Raw genomic sequence first — 16,343 nt, 5'->3', positions numbered from 1 at the left:
TGGTGATCCCGAGGATTGGCATGGAAGTGGTGGTGGAATTCCTCGAAGGCGACCCAGACAAGCCGCTGGTGACGGGGTGTGTGTACAATGGCAAGAATGATGTTCCTTGGGAGTTGCCGAAGCATAAGACGCGCTCGACTTTCCGCACCGATACGCATCAGGGTCGGGGCTTCAATGAGCTCTACTTCGAGGATGAGCAGGGAGAGGAAAAGATCTACCTCCACGCTCAGAAAGACCACGAGGTTCATGTTGAATACAATCGCACCAAGCGTGTGGATAACAATGAAGTCAACAGCATAGGCAACCACAGTTATTTGGAAGTCTCGAAAAACCGGACCCAGATGATAGGCGGTAACGACGTGCGTTTTGTCGGTGGCGGAGAGTTTCAGGCGCTTGCGGGACGCAAGATCAAGGCCTTCTCGGATGCGCTTGGCAGAATGGCCGACGATCTCGGTGTGCCGGCGCTGTTGGACCCTGCGTCCGGCAACATGATGACGACCGTGGCGAAGAGCCGATATGACTACGTGAACATGGCGGCGGCCGAGCAGATCGGGCAGGCTTCGTCACTGACTGTCGGAACGGACTACCAGGTTTCCACCGGGGCGAATTATCACCTCTCCGTAGGCAATTCGCATCATGAGACCGTAGCGCAAAACCGCATGTTTCATGTTGGTGAAACCTTCGAGGTGCGGGTCGGAAAGTCTCGCTTACGGCTCAAGAGCGACGGAACCATTCTGGTCGAAGGTGTGAAACTGTCCTTTGAAGGCGAAGAGATTGAAATGAGTGGTTCCAAATCGGTGAAGATCAAAGGGGGTCGAATTGATCTCAACTAACCTGACCCGTTCGGTATTCGGTTTGCTCGTTCCGTGCATTTGCACCGTATTCGCTGCCAATGCCGCCATCGCCCGCGATTGCCTGGGGTCGCCTCCGGTTGAAGAAGGTGCGCTGCTCGGGTTCGTGTTTCAGGCGTCCGACGCCTGCCTTGAGCAGGCCTCCGCCGACGGAGATGGAGAAGGTCTCGCGGCGACCGCCGTCGCCGCAGGGCGTGCCGGCGCCGTCCTGCCGCGGGCGCCCGCGCCCTTGCAGCAACAACTGATCGAACTGCTTCTTGCCTTCATGGCGGGCGGCGACACGGCTCCTTTCGAACATGATGCGCAGCTTGCGGACGCTGTCTCCAAGACATTGGCGGAGGACGCTGGCCAGGTTCAGGCGCTCAGGGACTATGCCCTGGCCCGCCGCGAAACACCTGCGGACCCGGCCGATGTCGGCAATATGGACGCCTACGTTGAAGCCCGCCCGGCCGTTTGGATGGCGGCGGCGGAATGGGAATTGTATTGCCGTGACCGCGACTGTGGTGCCGATATCTCGGGTTGCGATGCGCCGCTTCCAGCCCTGAAACGAGCAGCGGTTGCCGCACCGGAAGAACTGAACGCCGCGCTGGCCAATTGCCCGGTCAGCCCGGCACGCATCCTTCGTTTGCGAGGCGCGGGAATAATCGACGCCAGTTGCTCCTCGACGATGCAGGTCAATGCGGTATTGGCCAACGGCGGGTGGAGTCCGCGGATGGATTGCGCGTTGCTTCTTGCAACATGGCCCCAGGCGGCGTGGTCCGACGCCGACGTGGCGGAATACATCCGGCGACTGGACGATCCGGTTTGGCGCGAGACCGTGGGGGAGGCGCAACTGGCACGGAATGCCGAAACCCTTGATCGTTATTTTCCCGGAATTTTTGCAGCGACCGCCCAAAACGACAAAAATTGACACTGAAAGAGTTATCCAATGCCTCAGGACTCCATTGACCATCTGATCGGTGACTACGAAGAATTTTTCTCCAAGGAGAATTTTGATTTTTCAACCGTTGCAGGCTGGGAAGAATACCTAGCCGAACGGGCAGTCAACGGGAGCGGGCGTGACATGGATGGGCTGCATGCGCGCGATCTCTCCAATTTTCAGGTTTACCAAACCAACTTCCAGGCAACTGACACGGTCACGGTCCGCTTTTTGATAGAGCCATTGCCCGGCCAACGCAGGATCCCGGCGGGAAATCTGTATGTGTATTACCCGGACAGCTCGTGGCAACGGCAGGCACGGTCCTTCTGGATCGGGCCGGGCAGTAGCCTTCACTATACCCCGGAAGTTGGAGGCCCAACGCCGAACGGCGAAGAGTATTGGTCCGACATCAAATTCATCGCTTTTATGGGCGGCAAAATGCGGCGCCCGCCACCCGCCACAAGGGTCCTGCGCGCCCTGTCCAAGGCAATGCGGCGCGGCATATCTGTTATGGGAACTGGTTATTTCATGCGCGTTCAGGTTGGCAACGGCCCTGTTCAGGTTGCCAGCTTCATGGAACAGCGCATCTTTTCGACTGAAACATGGGAGGAAATCACCGATTACTTCTCCGAGAGTGATGAAGACATGCCCCTTTTCGCCAACCAGACGAACGCATCCCGCGTGTCCTCTGCCCGCCCCTTGGGAACCTCCGGCTCACCGGCATCTGTCGTTGAATACGGCAACGAAACCAACACGTTGGATGCACTAAGTGACGACAGGAACTCATCGGGCAACTGACGGCTGAATCGACGCAGAAGAGGGCTTTGACCGGCACTGTCAGAGGAAACTGGCTTGAGGCGGGCAGGGCGGCTGACTAGCCTTCTCTCATGACAAAACGCTCCCCGTTCAAGTACTTTAAGACCAACCCCGAGATCATCCGCTTGGCTGTGATGCTCTACGTTCGGTTTCCGCTCTCGCTGCGGAACGTCGAGGATCTGCTCCACGATCCGAACGACATCGATGGCGACATAGCCGAAACACGCGGGAGGCGCGTTGCTCGGGATGCCAGCGAAAACAGGCGGATTGCTGGGGTAAGTTCGCATCCCATTCACTCACCGAAACCCCTGATGACAAACCATTTTGGCACCGCTAGCGTTCCAAGGACCTCGGATTGGTTCAGATCGATGCGGAGGCTGAGCCAAACCAAGTACCGAGAACAATCCCAGGATGCCCGCATGAACCCATTTGACATCATTCCAGACACCCACGGCCAATCCGCCAAACTCGACGCGGCCCTCGCTGGGCTGGGGTGGAAGCGGAGTGCTCTCGGATGGACCCACCCAGATCCGGATCGACAGATCGTCTTTCTGGGAGACTTCATCGACCGTGGTCCGGACAATCGGGCTGTCCTCAAGACCGTCCGCGAACTTGTCGATGCTGGCAAGGCTAAGGCGATCATGGGCAATCACGAACTCAACGCTCTGCACTTCCACACGATGCACCCCGATGATGGCCAGCCACTACGCGCGCATTCGCCAAAGAACATCAGGCAGCACCGGACGTTCCTGGACCAGTTCCCGCCCGGTGATCCACAGACGCGCGACGTTTTGGACTGGATGCGCAGCCTGCCACTGTTTCTGGAGGAGGACGGGTTTCGTGCCGTGCACGCCTGCTGGATTGACGCCTCATTGGATCGGCTCAAGACGCTGACCGGGGATGGCGTGTTGACTGAGGAACAGCTGATCCGAGCTGCCGATCGCAGTGAGGCCGACGAGATGTTTATCTTGGCCGAGCAGATTACGAAGGGGCCAGAGCATCGGTTGCCTGATGGCTGGTCGTTCTCGGACAAGGACGGGACGGAGCGGGATCATGTGCGCCTGCAATGGTGGAACACCTCAGCACGTACTTGGCGCGACATCGCGATTTCAGTGCCTTCGGTTGAGGACCTGCCTGACGAAAACCTGCCGGAGACGCTTTCGGCACAGACCTATCCAGCCACTGCGCGACCGGTGTTCTTCGGACATTACTGGTTGAGTGGCGACCCGGTCCTACAGGCACAGAATGCGCTTTGCCTTGACTATTCTGCGGGCAGGGATGGCCCACTGGTCTCTTATGATCTGTCCGACCCGGCCGGACCGCTTTCGAAGGACAAGATCCGGGTGCATCCGGCGGTCAGCTAGAACGGGTGGCCCTCAGTCAAACAGCTTTTCCGGCTGCTCAATCCATGGCAGTTCCGCCACGCCGCAGAGGTCGAAGATCGACAGCACGGTAGGCTCGCGCCGTAGAACGAGCCGTTCCAGCACCGATGGCGCGAGCCATGCCAGCCGGATCACGCGGCTGACATAGCGGTCGGAGATGCCTTCCTCTCTGGCGAGATCGGCGATGGTGTTGACGTCGCCGCGCTCAAGCCTGTGCCGCCAGTTCCACGCGCGCCCGATGGCGCGCAGCAGGCGGGCGTCCTGGCCGCGATCCATGGCAACTTCGATTTCCTTGGGAGGCAGGATGCGGGGGCGGCCGCCGCGATTGCGCAGGGTGTTCGCTATTACATCATGGACCTCGTCCCAAAGCGTCTCGTCGATGATCGCGTCATGCTCGCCGGGATAGGCCGTGCCCTTGTGCACGGCGAGGCCGCGATAGACCTTGTTGTGTAGGGTCTTGAGGAGCGAGGTCTTGTCGTAGGGGAACCCCTAGGTGCTGGCCTTCCCCTTGGGACGGGTTTCTCCGTTCTTTCCCGTGGTTTCGCCCTATTTTTGCCCGGTTTGCGTGGTTCCTTGCCTCAAACCTATGGGCGAAGTCTGCCCGTAAACACCCGTGATGGAGCCACACGATGCCCACCGCCACAAAGCTGATCTCAGGTCTGGTCTTCGCCCTTTTGGCGTTTTTCGCTTCGGAGATCTACAAGCCGCTGCTGCCGGAAGGCACGCAGTCGGGGTTGCTGTCATACGGCAATGCGATCATCGGATTCCTGTGCGGCTGGATGGTGATGGGGCGGCTTGGCGGGCGTGGCATTCGTGCGGCGATGGGCGCGGGGGTGCGCACCGCCTTGGCGATAACCGCCTGGGCGTTGCTGTTCTGGGCGATCTGGAAGATGCTGGTGCTGTCAACCCGCCCCGGTGCCTATGCCGGGCCGGTGGATGCGATCAACGGGGCCTTTGGCTTTGTGTTCGACTACGGCCTTTTGATGCTGAGTGACCCGAGATTGGCCTTTACCATCGGCGAGGGGCAGTATTTTGTGCCGCAGGTGCCGCTTCTGTTGGTCGTGGGTGGCATGCTTTGCGGCTGGGTCGCGGAGTGGGTTGAGGACCAGTCGAAAGAGGCGGGGCAGATCGGAACCTGATCCGGCCTCAACCCGCCCCGGACAGAGGCGCGTTGGATGGCGATTTTCTTATACGGAACATTGGCTTGGCCTCCACTCTTGAGGGTGGTGGCGGGCGAGGATGTGCGCCTTGAGCCGGCGGTGCTTTCGGGCTGGCGGGTGCATGGGGTGCGCGGTGAAACCCACCCGATGATCACCCCCGAGCCGGGGGCCGTGGTAAAGGGCTGGCGGCTGGACGCAGGGCCGCAGGTGCTGGCGCGCCTTGATTTTTACGAGGCGGTTTTTGGCTATCCGCGCGAGCCTTTTGGCGCGTTTGACCTCTACCAGCCCCGCGCCGCGCAGGAGCCGGAAGGCACCTGGAGCCTTGAAGCCTGGGGCAAGGAATATGGCGCGCTTTGGGTGGCGGCGGCGGGCGAGATCATGGCGCTGATGGGCCGGGACAGCCCGGCAGAGGTGGCCGCAAGGATGGGGGTGATCCGTGCAAGGGCGCAGGCGATCCTGCTCGCCCAGAACACCGCCCCGACAACGTTGCGCCACCATGCCGAACCGGGCGATGTGGAGGTGCTTTCTCATGAGATCCCCTATGCAAAGTTCTTCTCCGTCGAAGAGGTGGAGCTGACGCACCGCCGCTTTGACGGCGGGCGCAACGGGCCGCTGAACCGGGCAGGGTTTGTCTCGGTCGATGCGGCGACGGTGCTGCCTTACGATCCGCGGCGCGACCGGGTGATGCTGATCGAGCAGTTCCGGGTTGGCCCGTTCCTGCGCCGCGATCCGCAGCCTTGGGTGCTGGAGCCGATTGCCGGGCGGATTGATCCCGGCGAAACCCCCGAAGCCTGCGCGCGCCGTGAGGCCGAGGAAGAGGCGGGGATCACGCTGGAGGAGTTTATCCCGCTGGGCAAATACTACCCCAGCCCCGGCGCAAAAACCGAGTTTCTGCACGCCTTTGCCGCTGTCACCGACCTGCCGGACGAGGCCGCAGGGCAGGGCGGTGGCGTGGCCGGGGAAGGCGAGGACATCCGCAGCCATATCCTGAGCTTTGACGAAGCCCTTGCCTTGATCGAGACCGGGGAGATCAACATTGGCCCGACAATGATTTCGCTGCTGCGCTTGGGCCAGATCCGCGATGGGCTGAGAGCCGGGGTAGCCTAGCTTGCGGGGCTGCGCCACCTTCCTGGGCTGGGCCAGAAAAGAGAAGAGCCTCCGGCGGGGATACTTGAAGAGCATTGAGAGGGGGCGATTGGGGACAGGGTTCTGCCTTGGGCGGCGATTGGCTTCCGGTGTTTTGGTGATCCGGGTCGGGCGGGAGTGCGGGCCTTGTGGCGTGGGGCGGGGGCGGCCAGTGTTCTGGTGTTGCGGCGGGAGGTGTGGTTGACTTCCCCGGCCACCAAAGTAGCTAGGACACCACGGCAATTTTCACGGAGGCGCAGCCCATGGATATCAAACCAGACCTCGCATCGGCGGTGGGCAACACCCCGTTGATAAAGCTGCGCAAGGTCAGCGAAGAAACCGGCTGTGAAATCCTTGGCAAATGCGAGTTTTTGAACCCCGGCCAATCGGTGAAGGATCGCGCCGCGTTGTTCATCATTCAGGATGCGGTGGAGAAGGGGTTTTTGCAGCCCGGCGGCACCATTGTGGAAGGTACGGCGGGCAACACCGGGATTGGGCTGGCGCTGGTGGGCGCGTCGATGGGGTTTAAAACCGTGATCGTGATCCCGCGCACTCAGAGCCAGGAAAAGAAGGATATGATCCGCCTCGCGGGCGCCGAGCTGGTGGAGGTGGACGCCGCCCCCTATCGCAATCCCAACAACTACGTGCGCTATTCGGGCCGCCTGGCCGAGCGGCTGGCGCAGAGTGAGCCGAAAGGCGCGATCTGGGCCAACCAGTTTGACAATGTGGCCAACCGGCAGGCCCATATCGAGGGCACCGGCCCGGAGATTTGGGAGCAGACCGATGGCAAGGTGGATGGCTTCATCTGTGCGGTTGGCTCGGGTGGCACGCTAGCGGGCGTGGGAATGGCGCTTCAGCCCAAGGGCGTGAAGATTGGCCTTGCCGATCCCTGTGGCGCGTCGCTTTACAACTATTACACCCATGGCGAGCACAAGGCCGAGGGTAGCTCGATCACCGAAGGCATCGGGCAGGGGCGCATCACCGCCAACCTTGAGGGCTTTCACCCCGATCTGGCCTATCAGATCCCCGATGCGGAGGCGCTGCCTTACGTTTTTGACCTGCTTGAGGAAGAGGGGCTGTGCCTTGGCGGCTCATCGGCGATCAACATCGCAGGGGCGGTGCGCATGGCGCGAGAGCTTGGCCCTGGTCACCGCATCGTCACCATCCTGTGCGACTATGGCACGCGCTACGCAACCAAGCTCTACAACCCTGAATTCCTGCGCGAAAAGGAACTGCCGGTGCCGGGCTTTCTAACGCGGGGCACGCGGGCCGACATGCCTGATGTGACTGTGCAGGAGGGGTGATCCTGATGCGCCGCATCGCGCTTTTCGTGCTGCTATTGGGGCTTGGCGGCCCGGTGGTGGCGCAATCCACGGTTGGCGATATGTTGACCGGGGGCGGCGAGGCGGCAACGGCGGAGCCTGCGGCAACATCCTCGGATGAAGCGGTGGTTGAGCCGGTGCCGGAGGGCGAGGAGCCGGCGCAGCTTTCGCTACCGGGCGGGCCGGATTACACAGCATGGGAGCGTGCGGCCGAGCAGGCCGAGCAGGTGCTGGACGCGGATCGCGCCTCAACGCTGGCGCTCGAGCAGATGCGCGCCCGGCTGGTGACGTGGCGCAGCACCTTCAACGAGGTGCAATCGGCAAACAGTGCGAAAATTGAGCGGCTGACGGCGCAGCTTGAGGCGCTTGGCCCGGCCCCTGCCGAAGGAGAGAGTGAGGCCGAGGTTTTGGCGAAACGGCGCGCGGCGATCAACGCCGAGTTGACCCGCCTTCTGGTGCCCATCCGCGCCGCCGACGAGGCCTGGACCCGTGCCGATGGCCTCATCTCAGAGGTGGATACCAGGCTGAGGATGCGCCAGACCAAGGAAGTTCTGGAGACCAACCCAAGCCCGCTCTACCCGGCCAATTGGGTGACCCCGCTGGAAGATTTATGGGAGTCGTTCAACACCCTGCGCGAAGATTTCCAGAAAAGCTGGTCGAACGATACCCAGCTGGCCGATCTGCGCCGCAATACCCCCCTCTCTGCCCTGATCGCCGTTATCGGCCTTGTACTGATGGTGTGGGGGCGAAACTGGTCGTTGCAGATTGTCCGGCGGCTGATGGAACGGGGTGCGGGCGAGCAGCGCACGATGATCGTGGCGATGCTTGCGTCGCTCGGGCAGCTTGTGCTGCCACAGCTGGGGCTGGTGGCGCTGGTGATCGCCATTTCAACCATCGGCCTGGAGGGGATTTTGGCGGTGGCGGTGCTTTCGGCCGTGCCGGTGATGGGGATGCTGATCTTTGGCGCGCGCTGGCTGGGCAACCACTCATTCCCCAAGACCGAAATCCTGCCAGCGCCGCTTTCCCATGATGAAGCGTCGCGCAAGAGGGGGCGGCTTTACGCGCTGATGGCGGGTGTTGCTTTGGCGCTGAACGTGCTGCTGGCCTCGCTCAACTCGATGGGCAGCATCCCCGATAGCTCGGCGATGATCCTTGGCTTTCCGATCACCGTTCTTGGAGCTGTGGTGCTGTTTCGCCTGGGCCAGCTTTTGATTGCCCATGAGCGCTCTGCTGAGGTGAGCGATGACAGTGAGGGCGGCTTCAGGGCGCGCATTGTGCACCTGGAAGGCCGGGCTGCGGTGCTTTGCGCCTTGGCGGGGCCGCTGTTGGCGGCGCTGGGGTATGGGCGGGCCGGGGCCTGGCTGGTCCTTGCGTCCTTGGCCACGCTGGGGGTGCTGGCGATCGTGTCGCTGCTCCAGCGCTTTTTCAGCCAGGTTTACGCGCTGTTTTTCGGGCGGGGCGAGGATGGCAGTGACGGGCTGGTGCCAACGCTGATTTCCTTCCTTATCATGGTGCTTGCGCTGCCGTTCCTTGCGCTGATCTGGGGCGCGCGGGCCTCTGACCTGAGTGAGCTTTGGTCCAAATTCCTGGCCGGGTTTTCGCTGGGAGAGACCCGTATTTCGCCCTCGGATTTCCTGATCTTCGCGATTGTTTTCGTGATCGGCTACACGGTGACGCGGGCTTTGCAGGGCGCGCTCAGAACCTCGGTTTTGCCCAAAACAAAGATCGACACTGGCGGGCGGAACGCGATCCTTTCAGGGGTGAGCTACATCGGCATTTTCCTTGCGGCTGTGGTGGCGATCACCGCTGCGGGGATTGATCTTTCGAGCCTTGCGATCGTGGCGGGCGCGCTTTCGGTCGGGATCGGGTTTGGCCTGCAAACCATCGTTTCAAACTTCGTGTCGGGGATCATCCTGCTGGTTGAGCGACCGATCAGCGAGGGCGATTGGATCAACGCGGGCGGCATGTCGGGGATCGTCAAGAAAATCTCCGTCAGGTCCACCCGGATCGAGACTTTTGACAAGACGGATGTGATCGTGCCCAATGCCGATCTGATCGCGGGGCAGGTGACGAACTACACAAAAACCAACATGTCGGGCCGGCTGATTGTGCCGGTGGGCGTGGCCTATGGATCAGACACGCGGCGCATTGCCGAGGTGTTGCAGAAGGTGGCCGAGGAGCATCCGATGGTGATCCTCAATCCGCCGCCGCAGGTGATCTTTTATGGCTTTGGCGCCGACAGCCTTGATTTTGAAATCCGGGTTGTGCTGCGGGATGTGTTTTCGATCATGTCGGTGCAAACCGAGATCCGCCACCGGGTGGCCGAGGTGTTTGCCGAAGAGGGGATCGAGATCCCATTCGCACAGCGCGACCTTTGGCTGCGCAACCCCGATGCACTGGCCGGAGCGCTTGAAGGCGGCGCGGTGCTGGAGGCACCGGAGCCGCCAAGTGCCGGGAGCGAAGCGCCGGGTGACCTGCCTGCCAGCAATCCGGGCGCAAAGGAGAGCCTGTCGGCAGGGGATTTGCCCGGTGAAACTGACGGCGATGGTGATGGAGATGGTGGAGGGCCAGACAGATGACGCTGGAGCTATTTCGAGATGATGCCTACATGCGCGATGCCCGTGGCCGGGTAGACGCGGTCACATCAGAGGGCGGCATCGTGCTGGATGGCACGATCTTTTACGCCCAGGGCGGCGGCCAGCCGGGCGATGCGGGGATGCTGCATTGGGACGGCGGGCAGGTGGCGATTGCCTCCACGGTCAAGGGCGAGAACGGCGCGATTGTGCTGGTCCCCGAAGGCCCCGGCCCGCTGCCGGAGGTGGGCGCAGAGCTGCGCCAATCGCTTGATTGGGACCGCCGCCACCGCCACATGCGGGTGCATACCGCGCTGCATTTGCTTTCGGTCGTGCTGCCCTTTCCGGTGACCGGCGGGGCGATTGGCGCCGAAAAGGGGCGGCTCGACTTTGCCATGGAAGAGCCCATCGCCGACCGCGATGCCGTGGAAGAGGCGCTCAACGCGCTGGTCGCCCGCGATCTGGAGGTGAGCGAAGACTGGATCACCGAGGCCGAGCTGGATGCCAATCCGGGGCTGGTCAAAACCATGTCTGTGCAGCCGCCACGCGGAGCGGGGCGGATCAGGCTGGTGCGCATTGGCGCAGGCGGGGATCAGGTAGATCTGCAACCCTGCGGCGGCACCCATGTGGCCCGCACCGGTGAGATTGGCCCACTGAAGCTGGGCAAGCTTGAAAAGAAGGGCCGCGCCAACCGGCGGGTGAATGTGCTGTTGGCATAGGCGCTTTGCGCTGTAGGCTTTGAGTTGGCGGGAACGGGTGTTAGGATCGGTCGCATTAAAAGACCAATTCATTCACGCGTTCACGGAGGGTTCCGATGATTTTCGGCCACTACATGAAAAAAGACTACCCGCTCTGCACCGCCTACCTGCAAACCGAACTGCCCCGGATGGTGTTTTCCGGCAAGGTTTTCGAGGCGTTCCAGAAGCACGGCGAGATGACTGAGGAGGAGGCAAAAAAGGCGCTGACCCTCGGCGAACCGCCCACGCTTCGACCGGCCTTTCTGGAGGACGCCTGGGGCAAATACTACGGCCAAGGCACCCCTGGATTGATCAACGATCTCTTCCTCTCCTCCACCATGCTGGCGTGGTACGAATTCAGCGAAGCCAACCGAAATGACGTGCTGATGCGGCAGTTTCTGGTGATTACGGCGATGCATGAGATGGTGCACTGGGGCGATGAAAAAGACGGCGTTGACCAGGCCCCCGAAGAGGGAACCGCGTTTGAGATCGAGGCTTTCGGCAAGGCGCTGCCCCATTACGCCACTTGGAAACAAAACAGCGATATCGCCTTTGAGCGGCGTTTCCCACGGGCGGTAAAGTAACAAGGGCCGCTCGCAGAGCTATCACGGGGCGGAACGCAAGGGCGGGACATGCGTTATTCATCAGGAGGATAGCACATGACCGAGGCCAGGCTCACGATCACCCACATCCAAACCCTGCTCGACCACCCCGAGGTAGCGCGCGCCCTGCACGGGCTGGCGCGCCTGCGGGTTTCGGCCACCGGGGAAGCCGGGGCGGTGGCAGGAGAGTTTATGCTCTCGGGCTGTAAGGTGCGGGTCTCTGGCCCGGTGGATTTGCAAACCGGCGAGCAGGCCTTCCATATCACCCGCGCCATCCCGCGCGATGGCGGGCACTTACGCGTCGATTTCTCTTACCCGCCCCGCGATCTTTCAGGCAGCGCCGATTTTGACGAAACCGGCAGGATCAGCGATATCGACACCAAAATCAGCTAACCGATGCGGCTTTCGTGCGTCCTTGTGATGCCGCATGAACCGTGAGCAGATACCAACCCATCTTCCCACTTGCACCCCGCCGCCCACCTGCGCTAAGAGGCGCAGACCGGAGAGGTGGCCGAGTGGTCGAAGGCGCACGCCTGGAAAGTGTGTAGGCGGGAGACCGTCTCCAGGGTTCGAATCCCTGTCTCTCCGCCAAATCTTTCTAAATCAATGACTTAAGACTTCGGGCAACAAGTGCGACACAAAGTGGAGCACACGCCCATGAAGCTGCCTGCCTACTTTTCCACATCAAGACATAGTGTCTACTATTTTCGGTGGCCACCCATGTCGGTGGATACCTCCACCAACAGGTCAACAAGAGTGAAACCAAGGTCACGCTGGGCCTCTCTGTCGAGCATTCGGATTTGTCAAAATCCGTGTCCAGCAGTCGCGATGTTCTATTGTCCGCTGGGGAAGAACCGCCAATCCCCCGGGTCGTTTCGAAAGACTTTAGCGATCCAAGAAGGTTTTACGTGGACTACCGGAGCATGTCGCGGTTGAACGATACAACTGCCGATGGCAGGCTTGGCGGGTTGTATCTGAACAGCAAGGCAGACACATCGATTGACGCTGGCGCAACGATTGATGTCAGGGCGGGGGAAAGCGTGCAGATCCGCTCCAAGGAAGGCATTTCGCTGTCTTCCTCTTCGAATATCAAAGCCGACAGTGCGGACAGCATCGTTCAAAGTGCTGCGAAAAGTGTGATCACAGCGGCTGGCGATGTTATGGTTTTTAAGTGCGGACAGGCCCATCTGGTTCTTCGAAAGAATGGAGACATCGAATTGGTCGGCAGGGAAATCACGATAAACGGAAGGAACATATGGCTCAACTGAACAAACTCCCATTGCGTATTCTCGTCGCGGGCGCGCTGGTCCTTGCCTTGCAGGCTTGCCGTAGTGATGCCGCAAGCAACGCCGTGGAGCTTGCTTGCAGCGGCGGAATGATTCAGGGAACGCAAGCGGCAATGCTAGTGGACGCTTCGGACGACCTGCGCAGCGGTGACGCCCAACTGGACGTGCCGAGCGACTGCGCGACCACGCTCGGCAACGGTGTGCCCAACCCCTACCTGCTCGCTCTGCAAGCTGCCGCAAGTATGGCGACCCCCGATAGCCTTGGGGAGGGGATTGCTGCGGCATATGGACGAACTTTTGCAGCCGATCCGATCATCCGTGCCGCAACAGACAGGACCATAGCCTACTATCTGCGGCTAGGTTGTGGCGTTGAGCTACCCTGCATTGAAGCGACCTTGAAGGCGATGCCTGATTTTCGCCCCGAAGCCAGCCCGGTGTTTTGCGATTTGGTTGGCACACCTACGGCCCCGACCGTCCTCTCGGCGCTAAAGTCCGGAGATCTTGGCGTTCTGGACCTTCAGTGTTCAGGGCATACGGGCGAGACGGGCAGCACCGCGTTTGAAACCCGGCGTGCTACGTGGCTTGAAGCGTTTGATGAGTTGGAGGATTTGCGATGAACGGCGAGGGCAATCCGGTTTGGTATTCGGACCATGACCTTCCTGCCGATGCGGACGATGGACCTTTTTTTGAGAACCCGGGCAAAAGCCTTCCGAGCGGTGTTCGCATGGCTTCCGTCGAAGTCTATGATCATCCAAGCGAGACCTCATTGCTCAACCGCGTGCTTTGGGGGCAGGGCGTTCCGTGCGGGATTATCCGTGTTTCAAACATTGTCGGCCCAGAGCGTTTTAAACGCGTGACAAATTACATAGGCGTCGAAACGGCCGACGACCTGAGGGACGATGTACTCCATATCGCTTTCATGGGGCGAAAGAACGACATTCATTCACACTTGATTGGCTCTGCCATTGAGGGGCCCGCCCACGCTGTGATGGAGACACTGGGAAATGCCATTGGCTTGGCCAATGATGCGGCGAACCATGGCTCCATCTTTACGATAAACGGAAATTACCAAATCGTCATGTCGCCAATTCAAACAGACTTCGAACGAAATTTCTGCGATGAAAATGATTATATTGGTGGCCGATATCGAGATCCCCCGCCTGTGAATCCACAATGGCCGATTCAATTTCTGTTCAACAACGGGCACCAGAAATGGCTGGACTTCTACGGAGACGTAGGACGCAATGTAGCAATATCTTTCGATATCCTCAACAACGACCCCATAAATGCAACGATCGTGGAGCTTTCAGCCGGTGTCTTCCGCATCCGGACGGGAGAAGAACGACCGAATGACGGGCTTGCAGGTGTTCCAAGGGCTGATTAACAATAATCACGCCCCGTAAGCTAACTCTCGCCCTTAAGCCGTGACGAGCTTGTCGCCATGGGGTTTCGCCCCTTTCCGATCCTGCATGATGAAGGGACTGTTTCGGCCCTGAGCGCCGACAACAACACCCACTTCAATTTCAATATCCGTTGCGGGCGTGGGCTGGATGGGGCCTCTCGCTGGCGGGCCGATCCAAACGGTACCAAAAACGTGTACGGTGTCGGCATTCCACCGATAAGTCCATATTGAGAAGGTCGCATGCATGAACAAAAGCGTTTTTACCGGCGGACACGCTAACTCTGATCGTTGGGCTGTGTGCTATGCCACGGAAACAGCTGATGAAGAGACAGGAAAAAGCCAAATTTTCTTCGTCGATTTTGAAGCTCCTGATACTTGGGGGCACACGGAATGGAACAACGCGGTTGCCAGTTGATGTGACTTCCCGCACGGTCCGGGGGGGCGAAATGCTGCCGTTTTCATGAGTGATCAAGGCCTCGTCTCCATATCCAATTCTGACGGGAGCTGGGTGGAAGAAATTCCAAATGCTGGCCTATTGGAAGAATTTGGTCGCGGCTATATGAGTCATATTATGCAAATAGGAGATGTCTTGTTTGCTTGTGGCGCAGGTGCACAGCTATATACTCGTCACAGCAGCGGTGAATGGGTGGACGTTGTCCCCGAGACCACACTGGCCGAACAGGGCCGCAACTCAGGGAATATGGGGCAGATACTCTCTGGCGAAATTGACCTTCGAGCAGCGGTGACCGCCCTTCAGCAAAGAAAGGACTTCAATTTTCTGGCTGAAGGCAATGAAGGCGACGTGTTGATCGGGGGAAGCTTCGGCCTCATTGCACAGGTTAAGCAAGGCATCTACCGTGATTTTCAGCTCAAGGACGAACCCGAAATAGTATTCCTTGAAGCAATGCAGGACGACAGCTCGATTGTTGCCGTTGGTACGGTTTCAAGATCCGTAGCGGTTTACAAAGGCAGCTTGGGTGATGGCCTATTTCGAGTTGGGAAAAGTGGTGAAACCATGTCTGCCACCGCTGCTGTGTTTTGGAAAGACACTTTGTATATTGGAACATCCCTAGGTCTTTTCCGATTCCGCGACAACGTATTCAGTAAGGTTTCGCTAGGTCGGAACAAGGCTGAGCCGGTGGTGGCGCTTTCGTCGGTTGGCGAGGTTCTTTGGATTGTTACAAGTGACATGCTCTATCGTTTGGACAATAATGAAATTAAAGCCATTCCTAAGCCCGAAGAGTGAACGTCTCTGTATCGAGGCTCCGTTTGACTGACCCAACATGCTCCATTCTAACAACACCCCCCTCGCCGCCATCGCCCTTGAACAGTGGCGCCCCAACGGCTCCACCATGGCGGTGGTCGTGGCGCGGGCGCGGATCGGGGTGGAGCCGGATGGGTCGCAGTTCATCGACGAGTCCGAGTTGGTCTTGGCAGACAGCTTCGAGGGCGATCCGCATAGAACGCCGATGCGGGAGGCCAGCGATCTTATCCCCTTCAAATCGGGGGCTGACGTCACGCTGAAGGCGACACTCCATGCGCCCGAGCCGCGCGAGCAATTGCACGCTGCCATTCGTCTGGGAGACCTTTACACAGAGTTTCGCGGGCATGGCGCACGTCACTGGTATCGCCGGCGCAAGTGGCGGCTCAGCCCTCCGGAGCCTGTGGCCCAAGTGCCGCTCTGCTGGAGCCATGCCAGCGGCGGCCGCGTCATCGGCCATCCGGAGGGTGATGCGGATCGGCTTAATCCGATCGGGCCGGGGGTGATCCACCCGGAATTTACCCCAAAGTCCATAGAGGTGCCCGCGCCGCAGATCGACAGCGCTGCCGCGCCTTTGGCGCTCGACCCTTACCAGCCCTCCGCCCCGGTCGGGGCGGGCCCCGTGCCGCCATGGTGGCTCTGGCGGCAGCAGTTCGCCGGCACCTATGATGACGCATGGGAGCGCGACACCCAACCGCGCCTGCCCGCCGATTTCAATTATCGCCACTATCAGGTCGCCCCGCCCGCCCTGCAACCCGGCCACTATCTGGCACCCGGAATGCAGCTAGAAACGACAGGCCTTCGCCCCGGTGGAGCGCCCCTCAGCCTGCCGATTCCCGATATGGTGCCCTTCGCCACCTTCGGCTTCACCGACGGGCGGGAGGTGGCCGTGCGGCTGCACCTTGAC

Annotated in this window: 16 protein-coding genes, 1 tRNA gene and 3 pseudogenes; 19 read left to right on the top strand and 1 reads right to left on the bottom strand. The window is 60.3% G+C overall.

Annotation, left to right across the window (positions count from 1 at the left end; genetic code table 11):
• The 5 genes and pseudogenes from P1U55_RS13680 to P1U55_RS13660 all read left to right on the top strand — a co-directional run.
• A pseudogene (locus P1U55_RS13680) lies at positions 1-833 on the top strand (type VI secretion system tip protein VgrG); the annotation flags it as partial.
• Positions 820-1,761, top strand: coding sequence for a hypothetical protein (locus P1U55_RS13675; protein WP_301048176.1), 942 nt, complete (start codon positions 820-822; stop codon positions 1,759-1,761). The pseudogene P1U55_RS13680 and the gene P1U55_RS13675, both read left to right, overlap by 14 nt.
• Positions 1,762-1,779: 18 nt before the next feature.
• A complete protein-coding gene (locus tag P1U55_RS13670) occupies positions 1,780-2,568 on the top strand; it encodes a hypothetical protein (protein ID WP_301048175.1) in 789 nt (262 codons plus the stop codon).
• Between the two features lie 89 nt (positions 2,569-2,657).
• Positions 2,658-2,777 (top strand): annotated as a pseudogene (locus P1U55_RS13665) (IS6 family transposase); the annotation flags it as partial.
• Positions 2,778-2,897: 120 nt separating this feature from the next.
• Positions 2,898-3,950 carry a metallophosphoesterase gene (locus P1U55_RS13660; protein WP_366943059.1) on the top strand — a complete coding sequence of 351 codons (1,053 nt, stop codon included), beginning with the start codon at positions 2,898-2,900 and terminating at the stop codon, positions 3,948-3,950.
• A gap of 12 nt (positions 3,951-3,962) precedes the next feature.
• Here P1U55_RS13660 and P1U55_RS13655 read toward each other — a convergent pair.
• A pseudogene (locus P1U55_RS13655) lies at positions 3,963-4,436 on the bottom strand (recombinase family protein); the annotation flags it as partial.
• Between the two features lie 161 nt (positions 4,437-4,597).
• Here P1U55_RS13655 and P1U55_RS13650 point away from each other — a divergent pair.
• The 14 genes from P1U55_RS13650 to P1U55_RS13585 form a co-directional block, all read left to right on the top strand.
• The gene (locus tag P1U55_RS13650; protein WP_301048174.1) at positions 4,598-5,107 is read left to right on the top strand and encodes a TrgA family protein; all 510 of its coding nucleotides are present in this window, start codon (positions 4,598-4,600) and stop codon (positions 5,105-5,107) included.
• A 36-nt stretch (positions 5,108-5,143) separates the two neighbouring features.
• Positions 5,144-6,235, top strand: coding sequence for an NUDIX domain-containing protein (locus P1U55_RS13645; protein WP_301048173.1), 1,092 nt, complete (start codon positions 5,144-5,146; stop codon positions 6,233-6,235).
• 281 nt (positions 6,236-6,516) lie between these two features.
• Complete coding sequence (locus P1U55_RS13640; RefSeq protein ID WP_301048172.1) at positions 6,517-7,557, top strand: cysteine synthase A; 1,041 nt, start codon at positions 6,517-6,519, stop codon at positions 7,555-7,557.
• A 5-nt stretch (positions 7,558-7,562) separates the two neighbouring features.
• Complete coding sequence (locus P1U55_RS13635) at positions 7,563-10,154, top strand: DUF3772 domain-containing protein (protein ID WP_301048171.1); 2,592 nt, start codon at positions 7,563-7,565, stop codon at positions 10,152-10,154.
• Positions 10,151-10,867 (top strand): alanyl-tRNA editing protein, encoded by a 717-nt coding sequence (locus P1U55_RS13630; RefSeq protein ID WP_301048170.1) that lies wholly within the window; start codon positions 10,151-10,153, stop codon positions 10,865-10,867. Before P1U55_RS13635 ends, P1U55_RS13630 begins: the two co-directional genes overlap by 4 nt.
• Positions 10,868-10,980: 113 nt before the next feature.
• Positions 10,981-11,469 carry a hypothetical protein gene (locus tag P1U55_RS13625; RefSeq protein WP_301048169.1) on the top strand — a complete coding sequence of 163 codons (489 nt, stop codon included), beginning with the start codon at positions 10,981-10,983 and terminating at the stop codon, positions 11,467-11,469.
• A 75-nt stretch (positions 11,470-11,544) separates the two neighbouring features.
• The gene (locus tag P1U55_RS13620; RefSeq protein WP_301048168.1) at positions 11,545-11,880 is read left to right on the top strand and encodes a hypothetical protein; all 336 of its coding nucleotides are present in this window, start codon (positions 11,545-11,547) and stop codon (positions 11,878-11,880) included.
• A gap of 108 nt (positions 11,881-11,988) precedes the next feature.
• Positions 11,989-12,078 (top strand) — tRNA-Ser (locus P1U55_RS13615).
• Positions 12,079-12,197: 119 nt separating this feature from the next.
• A complete protein-coding gene (locus tag P1U55_RS13610) occupies positions 12,198-12,755 on the top strand; it encodes a hypothetical protein (RefSeq protein ID WP_301048167.1) in 558 nt (185 codons plus the stop codon).
• Positions 12,743-13,390: a hypothetical protein gene (locus tag P1U55_RS13605; RefSeq protein ID WP_301048166.1), complete on the top strand. Its 648-nt coding sequence runs from the start codon at positions 12,743-12,745 to the stop codon at positions 13,388-13,390. The genes P1U55_RS13610 and P1U55_RS13605 overlap by 13 nt, the downstream gene beginning before the upstream one ends.
• Entirely contained in the window at positions 13,387-14,157 is a 771-nt protein-coding gene (locus P1U55_RS13600) for a hypothetical protein (RefSeq protein ID WP_301048165.1), read from the top strand. Before P1U55_RS13605 ends, P1U55_RS13600 begins: the two co-directional genes overlap by 4 nt.
• A gap of 262 nt (positions 14,158-14,419) precedes the next feature.
• Positions 14,420-14,590: a hypothetical protein gene (locus P1U55_RS13595; RefSeq protein ID WP_301048164.1), complete on the top strand. Its 171-nt coding sequence runs from the start codon at positions 14,420-14,422 to the stop codon at positions 14,588-14,590.
• Between the two features lie 93 nt (positions 14,591-14,683).
• Positions 14,684-15,421, top strand: coding sequence for a hypothetical protein (locus tag P1U55_RS13590; protein ID WP_301048163.1), 738 nt, complete (start codon positions 14,684-14,686; stop codon positions 15,419-15,421).
• A gap of 37 nt (positions 15,422-15,458) precedes the next feature.
• The coding region (locus tag P1U55_RS13585; RefSeq protein WP_301048162.1) for a DUF2169 domain-containing protein at positions 15,459-16,343 on the top strand (885 nt) is incomplete at its 3' end.

Origin of the sequence: Vannielia sp. (assembly GCF_029212645.1) — a bacterium.
GTDB lineage: Bacteria > Pseudomonadota > Alphaproteobacteria > Rhodobacterales > Rhodobacteraceae > Vannielia.
Note: the sequence above shows the minus strand (reverse complement) of the source record. Positions and strands in the feature narration are given on the sequence as shown.

Excerpts from the sequence above, each read along its gene's own strand:
- P1U55_RS13670 (WP_301048175.1), top strand. The coding sequence starts at position 1,780 with ATGCCTCAGGACTCCATTGACCATCTGATCGGTGACTACGAAGAATTT.
- P1U55_RS13660 (WP_366943059.1), top strand. The coding sequence starts at position 2,898 with ATGACAAACCATTTTGGCACCGCTAGCGTTCCAAGGACCTCGGATTGG.
- P1U55_RS13650 (WP_301048174.1), top strand. The coding sequence starts at position 4,598 with ATGCCCACCGCCACAAAGCTGATCTCAGGTCTGGTCTTCGCCCTTTTG.
- P1U55_RS13645 (WP_301048173.1), top strand. The coding sequence starts at position 5,144 with ATGGCGATTTTCTTATACGGAACATTGGCTTGGCCTCCACTCTTGAGG.
- P1U55_RS13640 (WP_301048172.1), top strand. The coding sequence starts at position 6,517 with ATGGATATCAAACCAGACCTCGCATCGGCGGTGGGCAACACCCCGTTG.
- P1U55_RS13635 (WP_301048171.1), top strand. The coding sequence starts at position 7,563 with ATGCGCCGCATCGCGCTTTTCGTGCTGCTATTGGGGCTTGGCGGCCCG.
- P1U55_RS13630 (WP_301048170.1), top strand. The coding sequence starts at position 10,151 with ATGACGCTGGAGCTATTTCGAGATGATGCCTACATGCGCGATGCCCGT.
- P1U55_RS13625 (WP_301048169.1), top strand. The coding sequence starts at position 10,981 with ATGAAAAAAGACTACCCGCTCTGCACCGCCTACCTGCAAACCGAACTG.
- P1U55_RS13620 (WP_301048168.1), top strand. The coding sequence starts at position 11,545 with ATGACCGAGGCCAGGCTCACGATCACCCACATCCAAACCCTGCTCGAC.
- P1U55_RS13605 (WP_301048166.1), top strand. The coding sequence starts at position 12,743 with ATGGCTCAACTGAACAAACTCCCATTGCGTATTCTCGTCGCGGGCGCG.
- P1U55_RS13600 (WP_301048165.1), top strand. The coding sequence starts at position 13,387 with ATGAACGGCGAGGGCAATCCGGTTTGGTATTCGGACCATGACCTTCCT.
- P1U55_RS13595 (WP_301048164.1), top strand. The coding sequence starts at position 14,420 with ATGAACAAAAGCGTTTTTACCGGCGGACACGCTAACTCTGATCGTTGG.